General features: G+C 59.8%; 13 protein-coding genes. 8 read left to right on the forward strand and 5 right to left on the reverse strand.

Annotation, left to right across the window (positions count from 1 at the left end; genetic code table 11):
- Positions 1-170: 170 nt before the first annotated feature.
- Positions 171-1,043 carry a LysR family transcriptional regulator gene (locus ABHV46_RS13470; protein WP_438381881.1) on the reverse strand — a complete coding sequence of 291 codons (873 nt, stop codon included), beginning with the start codon at positions 1,041-1,043 and terminating at the stop codon, positions 171-173.
- 262 nt (positions 1,044-1,305) lie between these two features.
- Here ABHV46_RS13470 and ABHV46_RS13475 point away from each other — a divergent pair, with 262 nt between their 5' ends.
- From ABHV46_RS13475 to ABHV46_RS13495, 5 genes are all read left to right on the forward strand, one after another.
- Positions 1,306-2,055, forward strand: a complete 750-nt coding sequence (locus tag ABHV46_RS13475) for a DUF2076 domain-containing protein (protein ID WP_438381882.1) — start codon at positions 1,306-1,308, stop codon at positions 2,053-2,055.
- A gap of 124 nt (positions 2,056-2,179) precedes the next feature.
- A complete protein-coding gene (gene surE, locus ABHV46_RS13480; protein WP_438381884.1) occupies positions 2,180-2,962 on the forward strand; it encodes a 5'/3'-nucleotidase SurE in 783 nt (260 codons plus the stop codon).
- Positions 2,963-3,108: 146 nt separating this feature from the next.
- Positions 3,109-4,629 carry an FAD-dependent oxidoreductase gene (locus tag ABHV46_RS13485; protein WP_438381885.1) on the forward strand — a complete coding sequence of 507 codons (1,521 nt, stop codon included), beginning with the start codon at positions 3,109-3,111 and terminating at the stop codon, positions 4,627-4,629.
- 86 nt (positions 4,630-4,715) lie between these two features.
- Entirely contained in the window at positions 4,716-6,530 is a 1,815-nt protein-coding gene (gene aspS / locus ABHV46_RS13490; protein ID WP_336946543.1) for an aspartate--tRNA ligase, read from the forward strand.
- A 19-nt stretch (positions 6,531-6,549) separates the two neighbouring features.
- Positions 6,550-7,353, forward strand: coding sequence for an EipB family protein (locus ABHV46_RS13495; RefSeq protein ID WP_438381886.1), 804 nt, complete (start codon positions 6,550-6,552; stop codon positions 7,351-7,353).
- Between the two features lie 58 nt (positions 7,354-7,411).
- Here ABHV46_RS13495 and ABHV46_RS13500 read toward each other — a convergent pair whose 3' ends face one another.
- The gene (locus ABHV46_RS13500) at positions 7,412-9,040 is read right to left on the reverse strand and encodes a Hint domain-containing protein (protein WP_438381887.1); all 1,629 of its coding nucleotides are present in this window, start codon (positions 9,038-9,040) and stop codon (positions 7,412-7,414) included.
- A 209-nt stretch (positions 9,041-9,249) separates the two neighbouring features.
- Here ABHV46_RS13500 and ABHV46_RS13505 point away from each other — a divergent pair, with 209 nt between their 5' ends.
- Positions 9,250-9,795, forward strand: a complete 546-nt coding sequence (locus ABHV46_RS13505; protein ID WP_438381888.1) for a TetR/AcrR family transcriptional regulator — start codon at positions 9,250-9,252, stop codon at positions 9,793-9,795.
- A 258-nt stretch (positions 9,796-10,053) separates the two neighbouring features.
- On the opposite strand, the gene ABHV46_RS13510 is transcribed toward ABHV46_RS13505, so the two are convergent.
- Complete coding sequence (locus ABHV46_RS13510) at positions 10,054-10,905, reverse strand: PhzF family phenazine biosynthesis protein (RefSeq protein WP_438381889.1); 852 nt, start codon at positions 10,903-10,905, stop codon at positions 10,054-10,056.
- Positions 10,902-11,333: a UrcA family protein gene (locus tag ABHV46_RS13515; protein ID WP_438381890.1), complete on the reverse strand. Its 432-nt coding sequence runs from the start codon at positions 11,331-11,333 to the stop codon at positions 10,902-10,904. Before ABHV46_RS13515 ends, ABHV46_RS13510 begins: the two co-directional genes overlap by 4 nt.
- A gap of 190 nt (positions 11,334-11,523) precedes the next feature.
- On the opposite strand from ABHV46_RS13515, the gene ABHV46_RS13520 reads away from it, so the two are divergent.
- Positions 11,524-12,939, forward strand: coding sequence for a PLP-dependent aminotransferase family protein (locus ABHV46_RS13520; protein WP_438381891.1), 1,416 nt, complete (start codon positions 11,524-11,526; stop codon positions 12,937-12,939).
- A gap of 190 nt (positions 12,940-13,129) precedes the next feature.
- Here ABHV46_RS13520 and ABHV46_RS13525 read toward each other — a convergent pair whose 3' ends face one another.
- Entirely contained in the window at positions 13,130-13,576 is a 447-nt protein-coding gene (locus ABHV46_RS13525) for an RrF2 family transcriptional regulator (protein ID WP_438381892.1), read from the reverse strand.
- Positions 13,577-13,658: 82 nt separating this feature from the next.
- On the opposite strand from ABHV46_RS13525, the gene hmpA reads away from it, so the two are divergent.
- Positions 13,659-14,849 (forward strand): NO-inducible flavohemoprotein, encoded by a 1,191-nt coding sequence (hmpA, locus tag ABHV46_RS13530; RefSeq protein ID WP_438381893.1) that lies wholly within the window; start codon positions 13,659-13,661, stop codon positions 14,847-14,849.
- Positions 14,850-14,966: the final 117 nt, after the last annotated feature.

Consider the following 14,966-nt stretch of genomic DNA (forward strand, 5'->3'; position numbering starts at 1 on the left):
GGTTATCCTGCGGGAACCAACATGAAGACAAATGATTATAAATCGACATAACATGACTCGATGTCATGTTATGGTGGCGCCATTGCCGGTGGCCATTGCGCGCCGTCGTTCAGTCCCGTTTTTCCTGCACAGGAGAGCCTGGTCAGAAATCGTCGCATGGCTCAGGAAAATCAGATTTTGACGCTGGCAGCGAGGCTGATGAACCCGTCCAGATAAGGTGGGGCTGCTCCCGCACGATGCCCGAGATGGATGGATTTCAGAATGCCATCTCCGATTCTCACCCCTTTAACGCCTTTCACCTTACGCAACAGCCAGTCAGGCGTGGCGCTGACGGCCCGTCCCGAGGCGACAAGGCGCAGCATGAGGTCGGTGGTTTCCACCGTGCGGTGTCGGCGCGGCAGGGCGTGGGCGGGGACGAGAAACCGCGTATAGATGTCGAGCCGTTCGCGTGAGACAGGATAGGTGATCAGGGTCTCGGTCGTGAGATCCTTGGGCTCGACATGGTGTTTCAGGGCAAAAGGATGGGTTTCGGCCACAGCCAGAACCAGCTCGTAATCGAAGACGGGCGTGAATTCGAGTTCGATCCGCTCGATTGGATCGGGGGTGACGAGAATATCGATTTCATGTCCCAGAAGCGCGCTCAGCCCCCCGAACTGGAAGGCTGTGGTGACGTCCAGCTCCACGTCGGGCCAGGCTGCGAGAAAGGGATCGACCACCTGCATCAGCCAGTCCTGACAGGGGTGACATTCCATACCGATACGGATCGACCCACGACGGCCACGTGCGTAGTCCTCGAGTACGCCCGCGCCATGTTCGAGCTGCGGCAGCACGCGCTGTGCGAGGCCGAGAAGATACTCTCCGGCCAGCGTGAAACGGAGCTTGTGTCCTTCGCGCTCGAGCAGTTTGACGTTGTGACGGCCCTCGAACCGGCGAATGGCATGGCTGACGGCAGATTGCGTCAGGCAAAGCTGCTCGGCGGCCAGGGTCAGGCTGCCGGTACGATGGATTTCGCGCAATATCGCCAATGGCTGTATGTCGATCATCGTCCATGAACTCCTGTCATCAGAAGGGCTTGTAAAGCGACTAGGGGCGCAGCTCCAGAGCGCCTCATGGCATTGCGCTGCTGCCAAGAGCGGCTTTCCACTTCCGCCCGGACTTCCGATGGGATGTAACGTGTCGCATAATGAGCATGCGGGTCGGACGAACCGGGATTTGCCGACCTTGAAGACGGACCACTTGCAACTCTTTCGGCCTCCGACCACATTATACTGCGTATTCATTTTGACCGGATGGAGAGTCATCCCCATGAACCAGCAAGAGCGTGATCTTATTTCGCAGTTCGTCGCCCGTGTCGGCGGCGCGCCTAATAGCGGGTTCGGCGGCTCTCAGGCCCCGGCCAATCTGCCTCCGGTCGATCCTGAAGCGGATCGCTGGATTTCTGACAATTTCCAGAAATATCCTGAAGCCCGCTATCGCGTGACCCAGATGGCTGTCGTGCAGGAAGTGGCGTTGGCCGAGGCGCAAAACCGCATCCGCCAGCTCGAATTCCAGCTTCAGCAGGCCCAGTCGCAGCTCCAGCAGGCGCAACAGCAGCGCCCGCAGGGCGGTGGCGGCCTGTTCGGCGGGTTGTTTGGCGGCGGTGCCAACCGCCAGCAGCAGGCCGGGCCGCCGCCTGGCTGGGGTGCGCAGCCGCAGCAGGGATATGGCCAGGGTTATGCCCCGCCGCCGCAGGCCAATCTGCCGCCTGGCTACTCGCCCGGCATGTTCCAGCAGCGTGGTACGGGTTTCCTTGGTTCGGCCCTGACGACTGCAACGGGTGTTGCAGGCGGTATGCTTGCCGCTAACGCGATCGAAGGGCTGTTTTCCGGTCATCACGATACGGGCGCCGGTGGCTTCGGTGGTGGTGAGACCATCATCAACAATAATTACGGCGATGCTGCCGGTAACGACCCGTTTGCGGGCGGCGGTCAGGATGCAGGTCAAAGCTATGACGCTGGCGACTGGGGCGGTGGCGGCGGTGACAGTGGTGGCGGCTGGGGCGACGACTCTTTCTGACCCTCCGGCTGCGTCCCGGCGGGCCGTTTCGTCTTGTGACGGTTGATTGAGAAAACCCGGCCTTTGCGCCGGGTTTTCTTTTATGTTTCAGCCGTCTCTGTTGTCGGATGAAGGAGTTTTCTGGATGACCGGTTCCCTGTTCCAGCGCGTCTTGCTGACCAATGACGATGGCATCGACGCGCCGGGTCTTGCCGTCCTGCACGAGGTCGCATCGCAACTCAGCGACGACGTGTGGATTGTGGCCCCCTCTCAGGATCAGAGCGGCATTTCCCATGCGCTCAGCCTGCACGATCCGCTACGCGTGCATCAGCATGGCCCGAGGCGCTTTGCTGTGAACGGTACGCCGGGCGATTGCGTTGCCATCGCCACGCGCCATATTTTGCGCGACGCCCTGCCCACTCTGGTTCTCTCGGGGATCAATCGTGGTGCCAATCTGGGGGTGGAAACCGTGTTTTCCGGCACGGTAGGTGCTGCCATGACGGCCATGCTGCTCGGCCTGCCCGCTATCGCGCTCAGCCAGACCTATGGCAAAGGCAAACAGGTGCCGTGGGAAACGGCCCGCGCACTCGCCCCTGAGGTCATCGCGACCCTCGCGCGGCAGCCTTTGCCGGAGCAAGCCTGTCTCAACGTCAATTTTCCGGCCTGTACGCCGGAAGAGGCGAAACCACTGAAAACCACGACACAGGGGCGGGGCTTTCTGCGTGATATCGAGGTGGTGACGCGCGACGATATGCGCCGTTCCGCCTATCACTGGCTGCACCTCAAGCGCGATCATGCAGGCGACGACGAAGGCACCGAAACAGCGGCCATCGCAGCCAATCATGTGAGCGTAACGCCGCTCTCCTTCGGGCGCACCAACAGCAAGATGCATGACTGGCTGATAAAGCAGGGGATCAGCGCCGCCTGACATCGTCGCCTCTGCCGTCCGGCTTCCATCCCCGACTGCGATCTCATGGATTCAGAAGGGAAAACACGGTGCCGCGCTCAACCCCGGCGCGTCCCTTACGTTGCATTGCATGACAAAGTGCAAACTCTGGGTGAACGGACGGGTAAATGAGCGCTGAATTGATGGACTGGACGGATGTCCTCTCGCTGAACGAGCTGGAAGACGGCGTGATTACCTCCGTAAGCATCGGTGACAAGGCGCTGGTTCTGTATCGCTCGGGCGAGGAGGTGCGCGCTTTTGATGGGAAATGCCCTCATAAGGGCGCGCCGATGGAGCAGGGCGTGGCCTGCAAGTCGCGTGAGGGCGACGTGCAGCTTGTCTGTCCGTGGCACAAGGCCAGTTTCTCCGCCGAAACGGGAAGGCTGATCGAGCCTCCCGCGCTCGATCCGCTCGCTCGCTATCCGGTCGAACTCCATGACGGGCGCGTTCTGGTCGGCAAGGTGGCCATCAAGCGCGATGCGCCTGCTCCCATGCGGGAGCACGAGATCGTTGCCATTATCGGTGCGGGTGCCGCCGCTATCGCCGCAACGTCGACCCTGCGTGAGGAAGGCTATGCCGGTCGTATCCTGCTCATCAGCCCTGAGGAAGATCTGCCCTACGACCGTACGGCGCTCAGCAAGATGACGCTTGCTAATCCGGACCCGGAGGCTGCTCCCCCGGTGCTGCGCCCGGAATCCTGGTATATCGAGCAGCGCATCGAGCGTGTGATGGATCGCGTCATCAAGCTCGATACCGAAAGCCGCACGATCACTCTCGAACAGGGCGTTACCCTGACGCCCGATCATGTGCTTCTGGCGAGCGGGTCACGCGCCAAACCGCTCGATATCCCCGGCAGCAGGCTTCCTGGCGTTCACAGCCTGCGCAGCGCGCATGATGTGCGCGAAATCGCGTCGAAAGTGACTGAAAATACGACCGTGGTAGTCATCGGCTCGGGCTTCATCGGTATGGAGGCCGCTGCCGTGCTGCGAAAGCGCGGGGCCGGGGTCACAGTGCTGTCCCGCAGCGAGCTGCCTTTCCAGAACCAGCTCGGTCGAGAGATCGGCACTGAGATGCGCAGCCTGCACGAAGGCAAGGGCGTGGCGTTCATTCCCTTTTGCGGTGTAAAGGCGATCAACGGCAAGGAACATGTCGAATCCGTCACCCTCGACGATGACAGCCGGATTACAGCCGATCTGGTGATCGTGGGCATCGGCGCGGAGCCGGTTCTCGATTATCTCCCCGCCCATGCGCTCAGCGATAATGGCGGGGTCGAGGTCGATCAGGCCATGCGCGTGGCGCCCCACATCTATGCTGCTGGCGATATCGCCAGCGTAACCCATCGAGGCGCGCAATATCGCATCGAGCACTGGCGCACGGCCCAGTGTCAGGCGCGTATCGCCGCACGCACCATGCTCGGCCTGCCCGGCGGTACGCTGACGACCCCGTGGCTCTGGACGCAGCAATACGATCGCAAGATCGAATATCTCGGCTGGCCGCGCAGCTTCGACCATGTCGAGATCGATGGCGAAGCGTCTCGTTTCGATTTCACAGCCCGCTATGCCGACGAAAAGGGCAAAATCGTCGGAATGGCCACCGCAGGGCGGCCAAAAGAGATGGGCAAGGCGGCCGTAACCTTCGACGATGCTTGACAGGGGAGGGGTGGAGCGGCTTCCTGCGCTCCATTGGCAGGGGTTCGCCCCCTGCACCCCCGAGGTTACGAATCAGGAAGACGCCCATGCATCTTTATCGCACGCATAGCTGTAGCGCCCTGCGCGAAAGCGACGCCGGCCAGACCGTCCGTCTGTCAGGCTGGGTTCACAGCAAGCGCGATCATGGTGGGCTTCTGTTTATCGATCTGCGCGACCAGACAGGCATGACGCAGATCGTCATCCCGTCCGGCACCGATCTGCTCGATATCGTCGAGCGCCTGCGCGTCGAGAGCGTGATCACGGTCACGGGCGAAGTGGTCGCGCGTGAAGAAGGCCAGCGCAACCCGCACCTGCCGACCGGCGCCATCGAGTTGCGCGCCCGCGAGATCGAAGTGCGTTCGCATGCGGCCGTGCTGCCTTTTCAGGTGGCAGGCAGCGAGAACTACCCCGAGGATCTGCGTCTCAAATACCGCTATCTCGATTTGCGTCGTGAGAAGATGGCCGCCAATATCCGCCTGCGCTCGGCCGTTATCGCTTCCATGCGTTCGCGCATGATCGGTCATGGCTTCACCGAATTCCAGACGCCCATCCTTACTGCGTCTTCGCCTGAAGGCGCGCGTGACTTCCTCGTTCCTGCACGCCTGCACCCCGGCAAGTTCTACGCCTTGCCGCAGGCTCCGCAGCAGTTCAAGCAGCTCGCTATGGTTGCCGGTTTCGACCGCTACTTCCAGATCGCGCCCTGCTTCCGCGACGAGGCCTCCCGCGCCGATCGTAGCCCCGGCGAGTTCTACCAGCTCGATTTCGAAATGGCCTTCGCAACGCAGGAAGATGTGTTTGCTGTGCTCGAAGACGTGCTGAGCGGGCTGTTTGCCGAATTCGGCAAGGGTCGCAAGGTCGATACGGCGCCGTTCCAGCGTATTCCCTATGACGAGGCGATGCGTCTGTACGGCTCCGACAAGCCCGATCTGCGCAACCCGCTTCTGATCAGCACGGTTACCGAAGCCTTCGCCAATTCGGGTTTCGGTCTGTTTGCCCGTATCGCTGCCAATGGCGGCGAAGTGCGCGCCATTCCGGCACCGGGTGCGGGGACGCGCCCACGCGGTTTCTTCGACAAGCTCAATAGCTGGGCGCGTGATGCCGGAGCTGGCGGTCTGGGCTACATCATTTTCGAAGAAGATGGTGGCAAGGGCCCGATTGCCAAGAATCTCGAAGCCGATCGCGTCGAGGCCATTCGCGAGGCATGCGGCCTGAAGGCCGGCGATGCCGTGTTCTTTGCCGCAGGCGAAGGCGATGCCGTGGCCAAGTTCTCGGGTCAGGTGCGCACGCGCATCGCGCAGGAACTCGATCTGATCGAGCAGGACGCCTTCCGTTTCTGCTGGATCGTCGATTTCCCGATGTTCGAGCGCAACGAGGAAACGGGCCAGGTCGATTTCTCGCATAACCCGTTCTCCATGCCGCAGGGCGGGCTCGAGGCCCTGAACTCGCAGGACCCGCTGACCATCAAGGCCTATCAGTACGATATCGTCTGCAACGGCATCGAGCTGTCTTCGGGCGCGATCCGTAACCATCTGCCAGAAGTCATGATCCGTGCCTTCGCCATTGCAGGCTATGGTGAAGACGTGGTCGAGGCCCGTTTCGGCGGCATGCTCAACGCTTTCCGTTACGGCGCCCCGCCGCATGGCGGTTCGGCACCGGGTGTGGACCGTATCGTGATGCTGCTGGCCGATGAGCCGAATATCCGCGAGGTCATTCTGTTCCCGCTCAACCAGAGTGGCGAAGATCTGATGATGGAAGCCCCGGCCCCGGTCGAGCCTGCCCGTCTGAAGGAGCTTTCGCTCGCGATCCTGCCGCCCAAGCCAAAGGCCAGCACCCAGTCTGCGGCGAGCGCCCAGAAGGACTGAACCGGAAAGGCGGTGACGCGTGAAACGGTTTCCAATCGGGCTTCTCGCCGGATTTCTGGCCTTGCCGCCTTCTGCTTTGGCTCCCTCAGCTCTGGCTGAGGGATTGCAGCCCCACAAGGCCGTCTACATGCTGGCTCTGTCGCGTCTCAAGGCAGGCGCGCTGGCCGGGGCAAGCGGTACAGCGACTTATCAGCTTCGCGATCTCTGCACCGCATGGTCGGTCAGTCAGAAACTGGAAATCGAAATCGTCAGCGGCGATGGCAGTACAAGCACGGTCGGTTTCCAGTCAGCCACGCTGGAAGATAAAAACGCGCATCACTTCGTGTTTCGCACCGTTCAGAGTCAGGATGGGCAGGTAACGAGCGAGACTGCCGGTGAGGCGACAAGACAGCGTCATGGGCAGATCCTGGTGCGCTACACCAGGCCCGAGGCGCGTAGCGTCACCCTGCCGGCCCAGACGGTATTTCCTATACAGCAGACGATGGCCCTGCTGGCCGCAGCGCGAAAAAAGAGCCTGCATCTCGCCCTCGATCTGTTCGATGGCAGTTCGGATACGGGCAGTATCCCTACCTATGCGACACTCGGCGGCTTCACGCCTCATCGGGCCAGCCTTTCCAGCCCGTTGCTGAGCGGGCGCGAGGCTGTGCCGGTTTCCATCGCAAGCTTCGGAGCAGGCAGCGGCGCGCTACTACCCGATTCGGCCTATAGCGACGTGCTCTGGAGCAATGGCGTCGAAGACCATCTCCTGATCGATTTTGGTGATTATGTTCTCAGCGGCGCGTTGACCTCCCTTAACGCCTTGCCGCCTTTGCGATGCGAGTGACCCGAGCTGCTCAGGCACACGCCGCTCTCTAGCTCATAACGCCCCGTATATGCGTTATCTATTCGGATAAGATGTCCCGTATCGTCGTGACTCCAACCCGGCTCTCATGATTGGTGACCAGATTCACGAGAGATGTAATGGCAGCAGGCGAGTCCTTCCGCGTCTGGAAACCTCTCGGATAATAAGAGCGGGTCAGGCTGCGTTCTGAAGGCGCTTGGAGCGCAAGGTAAGCACCCGTAGCGACAATTTCGACAGAGATGACCATCACCCCGTCTATCACTCTCTCACCTTGAAGATCTGAGCCAATATCCACTTTGGCATGACCGCCCGTCCATCGATGCGCCCTGCTTTCGATTGCATGCCAGCCCTCTTTTTCAGGATGGTTCAGATGATCGGTGTAATCGATCTGGCCTGAGCTGGTGAACAGGTTGATCTTGCCTACGAGAACGCCCAGTTCGCGCCGATCGTCATTCCACGGGCCATAAGATCGGCTGGGTATGAAAGTATTCGAACCGATCCAGAATGTTCCAACGCTATTGGGAACAAAGAATACGTAGTGTCCGCTTTTTATTCTGGCAGGCTTTATTTTTCTGTGATTATCCAAAACAAGGTGGAGGTCAGGATCGAGGGTGATGGGAGGCGGAGGCTCGGGTGGAGCGTAGCCCTGCATAGCGGCACGCATGGCAAGAGCATCGTGCACAGGTTTGATTTGTTCTGGCGCGGTACAGATAGGCGCGGCAGAGATGCGGCATGCCGTTTCTGAATTGCCCAGCGTCAGTGATCTCGCATTCTCACTAAACATGAGATATTTGTTTCCAGTATCAAGGAAACTTTCAGAGCTCGCACCATTAGCGAAAATGATCGAGTGCTCTTCTAACTCAAGATGGAAAACCTCGAAATCTGTCTCATTACTGATTGCGATTGAACGACCATTGACGAGCGTGCGTACAGGAAAGAGCTTGTCATCAATGAAGAGGCAATGCTCTGGTGTAATCAGAAGATCCCTGTTCGGTGCTCCGGATTGCAGTGCATCCTTCCGGACGCAAACGAGTTTTTCAGCGTCATTTGTGGTGAATACGCGACGCCTTCCGACCCACTTGATGGCAGCTATCGTTCTGAGTTGTTCTTTATATGTGATAACCTCGTCTCCTGCGCGGAGATCTTCGATGAGGCGCTCCCCGGTTGGTGTTTCTATCCGGGTCCCCCGGGCATAGCAGACAATTTTGATTAAGCCGCTATTGTTGTCGGTCGGGAAAGACACTGTCTTGCCAAGCGGTAGGCCAAGCGAGTTAAAACGGGTGCCGATGTTCAGAGTGACTGAATGGCCCTGCCCATCACCCAGAATAAAGGTGATGATCGTCTTCGTTCCGTTCCACAGGGCAGTTACGGATTTCTCCGTTCCTGAGAGCAGATAATTGATTGTGACGTTAGCAACGGGCTTTGTATTTTCTATCTCGAGCTTGAATATCTTGTTCACAGGGTTGGCGTAAAATGCGCGCTCGTCGAAATGGACATAAATATTTCCTGCCACGGAAGCCACATGACCATAATTTGTTTTGGTCGTATCTCGAAGACCAAGAAGACCCTGATCTGTGTCAACAGTAATTGTGCCGCCATTCAGCATGTACAGACCGCCCCCATCCTTGTAAGGCGCAGGGACGCCGGGAGTGACATTCAGATAGGGCATGGCTTACTCCATTACGAAAATGCTTGTTCGGGACGATCTGATTTTTATTTGCGTTTCTTCTCTCTGCGTTTCTTCATTCAGTTCGACGGAATGAAGAAACGCGGATTTCCTCATGGCTCGATACCGGCACTGAGCTCGCGGGCCGGGAAGGATCAGGAGATTGTTGAGAGAGTATTAATACGATCGTATTTTAATTGCAAGGAGCAATCGTGGGACGTCCGAAAACCATAGACAGAAACGAAGTCCTTGAGGCGGCTGAGCGGGTCATCTTGACGGCAGGCATTGGCGCTTTTTCTATAGGAGCCGTCGCGAAGGAGGCAGGAATCACCAAGGGAGGCGTGCAGTCCTGCTTTGGCTCGAAGGAAGAGTTGACGGAGGCGCTCGTCGACAGATGGTTTTCCCGTGAGGAGGCGGCTTTTTCCAGCAAAGCTGGCCAAAATGGCGAGGGGCGCAGCAAGATAGGAGCGCATATCGAGACGGCGAGGAATCTGCTTTCGGAGCCGGACAGCAAGATATGCAGTGTTCTCGCCGGCCTTCTCGCACAGGAGCAGTCCAACGGTAGAGCACGCCAATGGTACCGGCAGAGATATGAGACGCTTGCCGCGAATACGCATGACAACAAAAAGGCGCGCCTTGCCTTCATCGCAAGCGAGGGAATGTTCTATATGAAATTTCTTGGGCTATTCGACGTGGATACAGAGGAGTGGAACGAGATCTACGCCGATATTCAAAGTCTCGCTGAAGGCCGTCTGTAAAAGGCGCCTGTGCTGCGAAGCCCTTAGGATATGTCGACAGACATGGGGGTGAATGAGTGCTTCACCCCCGGGCGAGAGTCGCGACACGATGCTGCCGGAACTCTGCTTTGATGCATTTCTGATGCGCAATTCTTGTACGCGCCTCAGAATATCCAGCTCAACAACACGTTCAGTGAGGTTCGGCCCGTAGGCTGGTCCTGCGAGCGCCTGTACCAGCCTGGTGTGAGCGAACGAAGGCGGGATGGCGCAATTAGGCTTTCAAAGGGTGATTGTGCCGTCGATGCGTGTGACGACGGCGCCGCCCACCCATATGTCATCGCCCTGTTTTTCTATCGAGACACGCCCGGCGCGGCCCAGAGCCGTTCCCTGGAAGGCGGTATAGCGTTCCGGGGCTTTGCCGCTCTCGATCAGCCACTGGGCGATGGAGGCATTGAGACTGCCCGTTACGGGGTCTTCATAGCCGGGGTTTTCCCCAACCAGGGCCCGCACCTCGAAGCAGGCTCCGGATGCAGCAGGCGCCTTCTCCCACTTCCCGACGACGCCGAGCTTCTGATCCACCAGCGCCGCCCAGTCCGGCTGGATGGCAAGCACTGCGTCCCTGTCGGTCAGATGCAGAACGAGCCAGCCCGGACCATTATCGGCCCATTGAATGTCGAGCACATCATCGGCGCTGAGCCGCAGCGCCTGAAGGGCCCGCTTGCGCTCTTCCTCGCTGGCAGGCCCGCAGCGCCGCCGGGGCGGGGCGGCGAAAGCCAGTCCCCCTGCCAGTTTGCGGATCGGCACGAGACCCGCCGCGCATTGCTGCACGATCAGATCCTTCTCCGGCCCTTTTTCCGGGGTGTGAGAGAGCGTTTGCCAGACATGGGCGCTGCCGAGCGTTGGATGCCCGGCGAAAGGCAGTTCGCTATGCGGGGTGAAGATGCGCACGCGATAATCGGCCTCGGGTGAGCTGGGCTTGAGCAGGAAGCTCGTTTCGCTCAGATTGGTCCAGTTGGCGATGGCGGCCATCTGCGCATCGGTCAGGGAATCCGCCCCTGTAACGACTGCGAGGGGGTTGCCCTTGAAGGGCTCGGTCGAGAACACATCGACCTGCTGAAAATGTAATTTCATCTTGATGGCTCCTTGGTGCTGAGCGTGGCGGAAGCGGGAAGCTGTCGAAGAGACTCTTCAGCAAGCTGTGTCAGAAGTGGATGGTGAATGGCAGTCACGCTACGGCGAAGGCTGTCCCGATGACAGTCGGACCGCTCAATAGCCAGCCGGACCGGCAGCGAGATGCCGTCTTCTTCCCCACAGACATGCAGGGCTGCGCGATCCAGACGGTCCAGAAGGCGCCGCGCCTGCGCCTTATCGGTCAGCTCTCCGGGGTCGTAGGTCACTTCGAGACTGTCAATCGCGTCGTCATTATCCAGCGCCAGCCCGTTTGAGGCTTCTTTATCGGATGGTGCGCGCTCCTGCGTCTCTTGCCTGGTCTGGGCGTGACACGACGTGGCATGTCCCATCATGCTCAGGCTTAGCAGAACACCGAAAGTCCTGATCATGCCATCGCGAGGCTTCCCTCCAGCCGAGAGAGAGGAGGCGTACGCAGGATCTGTGCGAGAATAACACATGATTTCCTCTATTGTATTGGTACAATATTCTCGAATCGATTCGATTGTATTATCTTGATCAAGGCAATAAAAAGAGCAATAAGTTTAATGTCTCATGACAATGCGGGTAAGGATCGCCGCAATGTGGTACCCTGAGCTGAAATCCGGTCCGGCGCCGCTCTATGAGCGTCTCGTTCAGGCTATCGCTGGCGATATCAGGAGCGGCGCGCTCGCACCGGGCATGCGTCTGCCGCCGCATCGGGAGCTTGCCTTCAGGCTGGGTGTGAGCGTCGGCAGCGTGACTCGCGCCTACACTGAGGCCGAGCGTCGCGGCCTGCTGGTTGCCCATGTGGGCCGCGGATCGTTCGTGAAAAACATCGCGTCATCTGTGCCCGACGTTCCGACCACCGAGCGCGCCGCGCCACAGCTAGTGGGCACGGGGCAGAGAAAGACCGGGGCGATCGATCTGCGTTGCAACACGCCACCGCCCGTATCTCTCATGCAGGATCTGAATGAAGCCCTGACGGCTTTGATGGCGCGTGGCGCTCTCGACCCCGCGCTGCATTATATTCAGGGGGCAGGGCTGGCACCGGTAAGACAGGCCGCCTCGGTCTGGATCGGGAATGCCTACGGGCTCGAAATCGATGCGGCCAATATTTTACAGTGCAATGGGGGGCAGCATGCGATTGCCTTGGTGTTCTCCTCTTTCTGCGGGCCGGGCGACACGATCCTGTGCGAATCATCGACTTTCTACGGCGCAAGAATGGCGGCGGAGCATCTCGGGCTGTCTCTGCATGGGCTGCCGATGGATGAAGAGGGTATCCTTCCCGAGGCACTCGACCGTGCCGCCGTCGAAACCGGCAGTCGTCTGCTTTTCACGCTCCCCACGCTGCATAACCCGACCACGCGCACCATGTCGGCGCAGCGCCGGCAGGCCATAGCGGCCGTCGCGCGCGCGCGCGACCTGATCATTCTCGAAGACGACGCCTATTACGCCTATTCGCTCAGACCGCCGCAGATTGCCTCTTTCGCGCCGGAACGGACGGTCTATCTCGTAAGTCTGTCCAAGGGCATCTGCCCCGGATTACGCGTGGCCTTTCTCGCCCTTCCACCCGGCATGGCGCGCGAGCGGCTGATGCGCGGCATTCGCGCTTTTGGCTATTGCCCGCCCGCTCTTGGCGCGCTGATATTCGAGGAATGGGTAACAGATGGCCGTATCGATGAGATCGGACGGGCCATCCAGGCAGAAGCCGCAGCGCGCTGGGAGATGGCCCAGCATGCATTGGGGGGCCTGATGCTGCCCCCCGGAGCGGCTTATTCGCCGCATGGCTTCATGCCCATGCAGGCTCTTGAAGCCGAGCGGGTCACGACGCGCCTGCTACGGGCTGGTGTGGAGGTAACGCCGCCGGATGCTGCTCCGGTTTCACGCGACGCCGATATGGGGCTGCGTCTTTGTCTTGGGGCGCCAGACAGCCGGGCGGAGCTTGGCGAGGCATTGGCGATCATCGCCGATGTCATCGCCGGTCATGGTCGCGCCGATCGCGATGGTATCGTCTAGGCGATATCGGCGCAGTAACGCGCTAACGGGGCCATCAGCTGCGATCATGCTCCATCTGGCGACACAAGCGAGTCTGGAGCCGAGCGAAGACGCTCGGGCAGAGGTAGGGTCTGCCAGTGTAGGTCCAGCCGGAAGAGAAAAGAGCTTTTGCCCCGGCGACGTAAAAACGTGGCAGGAGGTCTTTTGACTTTCAATCCGGTTCGACCGATTGAAACCGCGCTGTCAGCGCGGACAGATCCGGTGGTTTGAGCAGGTCTGCGAGTGTCTGCGCGTCCAGAACGGCCATGAAGGCGCCCAGCGCCTCTCCGAGCAGAGTCTGCAAGCGGCATGCGCCCGTCAGCAGGCAGGTTTGACCTGACTGGAAGCAGGCGACCAGCGCCATGTCCTCCTCGGTAAAGCGCACCAGATCACCCAGACCTATCTCGGCAGGCGCGCGCGCCAGCACCAGCCCCCCGCCGCGGCCGCGCATCGTGGTGACAAATCCGCCCTGACCGAGGCGATGAACGATCTTGACCAGGTGATTTTCCGAAATGCCGTATCGCTCTGCGATTTCGTGAATCGAGACGCGCCGATCCGGGTTGAGGCCGAGATAAAGCAGCACGCGCAAAGCGTAATCGGTGTGGAGGGTCAGACGCATACGTAAAGGTGTAGCAGATTTGCATCTTTCGCGCATCAGGCCTAAAAGATGTGCGTGTTATACATCTTTTAGGAGTCGCACGATGATTCAACCGCTTGAATCCGGCACCCCCGCAATCGTCAAAGCCACGATCCCCGCGCTCGAGGCGCATGGGGTCACGATCACCAAGACGATGTATGCCTCTCTCATGCGCGATCCCGCCATAGCGGCGATGTTCAATCAGACCGATCAGGCTAATGGGCGTCAGCCCCATGCGCTCGCCGCCGCAGTTCTGGCCTATGCGCGTCACATCGAGCATCCGGAGAAGCTGGAGGCCGCCCTTAATCTCATCGTCGAGCGTCATGTCGCCGTCATCGTCAAACCCGAGCAATATCCGGTTGTCGGTGCGGCGCTTCTGGGCGCGATCAAGACCGTTCTGGGGGAGGCGGCAACACCGGCAATCATGCATGCCTGGGGCGATGCCTACCGTTTTCTCGCCGATGTGCTTATCGCCCGTGAAGCCCGTGTCTATGCGGAACGTTCAGCCCTTCCGGGCGGCTGGCGTGACTGGCGGACCTTCAGGGTCGAGAGGCGTGTTCAGGAAAGCGATACGGTCACGTCCTTCTGGCTTGTTCCGGTCGATAGCAAGCCGGTCATGCTTCACAAGCCGGGCCAGTTCCTGACCTTTCGTCTCGATCGGGACGGTATCGACACCCGTCGGAGTTACAGTATTTCGAGCGCACCGGATGAGCGCGGTTATCGCATCTCGGTGAAGCGCGATCCGCAGGGGCTGGTGTCGCGGTGGTTTCATGACCGACTGAATGTCGGGGACGTGCTGGATGTGACACCGCCCGCGGGTGATTTCACCCTGGCCTCGATCGGAGCAGCACCGGCAATACTGGTCAGTGCCGGCATCGGTATCACGCCTTTCCTGAGCATGCTTCTCGCTGCGCGAACCGCCGGAGAGCGGCGTGCCCTGCATCTTGTTCACGGCGATCACGATCTGCGTACCATGCCTTTCGAAACCGCCCTTTCAGAGCTTGCTGCTACAGAATCGACTGCAAAAATAGATCTTTTCGGCAGTGAGGGGCAGGGCGAGGCCTCTTCCATGACCTGTCACAAGGGCCGCGTCTCTGCCGAATGGGTGTTCCAGCAAACAGGGCCGGAAACCCACGTGTTCGTCTGCGGCCCACGCGGTTTCCAGCGCGACATGATCGGCGGGCTGACGCGACTTGGCCTGAACAGAGAGCGCATCCATCACGAGTTTTTCGGCTCTGATGAGGGTGTTTCCTGAGGCCTGATTCTACGGGATGGGGTGTCCCGATTTTCGGGACGCCGAGCCTCGGATCGGCCGGCTGCTCCCCATCCGCGCAGCGAGGCTTCGGCGACTTTTCCGTGATGCCCTGAGAGA

Source organism: Asaia sp. BMEF1, assembly GCF_051628905.1.
Taxonomy (GTDB): Bacteria; Pseudomonadota; Alphaproteobacteria; order Acetobacterales; family Acetobacteraceae; genus Asaia.

Coding starts and splice junctions, on each gene's coding strand:
- ABHV46_RS13510 (WP_438381889.1), bottom strand. CDS start 10,905: ATGAAATTACATTTTCAGCAGGTCGATGTGTTCTCGACCGAGCCCTTC.
- hmpA (WP_438381893.1), top strand. CDS start 13,659: ATGATTCAACCGCTTGAATCCGGCACCCCCGCAATCGTCAAAGCCACG.
- ABHV46_RS13500 (WP_438381887.1), bottom strand. CDS start 9,040: ATGCCCTATCTGAATGTCACTCCCGGCGTCCCTGCGCCTTACAAGGAT.
- ABHV46_RS13485 (WP_438381885.1), top strand. CDS start 3,109: ATGAGCGCTGAATTGATGGACTGGACGGATGTCCTCTCGCTGAACGAG.
- ABHV46_RS13475 (WP_438381882.1), top strand. CDS start 1,306: ATGAACCAGCAAGAGCGTGATCTTATTTCGCAGTTCGTCGCCCGTGTC.
- ABHV46_RS13515 (WP_438381890.1), bottom strand. CDS start 11,333: ATGATCAGGACTTTCGGTGTTCTGCTAAGCCTGAGCATGATGGGACAT.
- ABHV46_RS13470 (WP_438381881.1), bottom strand. CDS start 1,043: ATGATCGACATACAGCCATTGGCGATATTGCGCGAAATCCATCGTACC.
- aspS (WP_336946543.1), top strand. CDS start 4,716: ATGCATCTTTATCGCACGCATAGCTGTAGCGCCCTGCGCGAAAGCGAC.
- ABHV46_RS13520 (WP_438381891.1), top strand. CDS start 11,524: ATGTGGTACCCTGAGCTGAAATCCGGTCCGGCGCCGCTCTATGAGCGT.
- surE (WP_438381884.1), top strand. CDS start 2,180: ATGACCGGTTCCCTGTTCCAGCGCGTCTTGCTGACCAATGACGATGGC.
- ABHV46_RS13525 (WP_438381892.1), bottom strand. CDS start 13,576: ATGCGTCTGACCCTCCACACCGATTACGCTTTGCGCGTGCTGCTTTAT.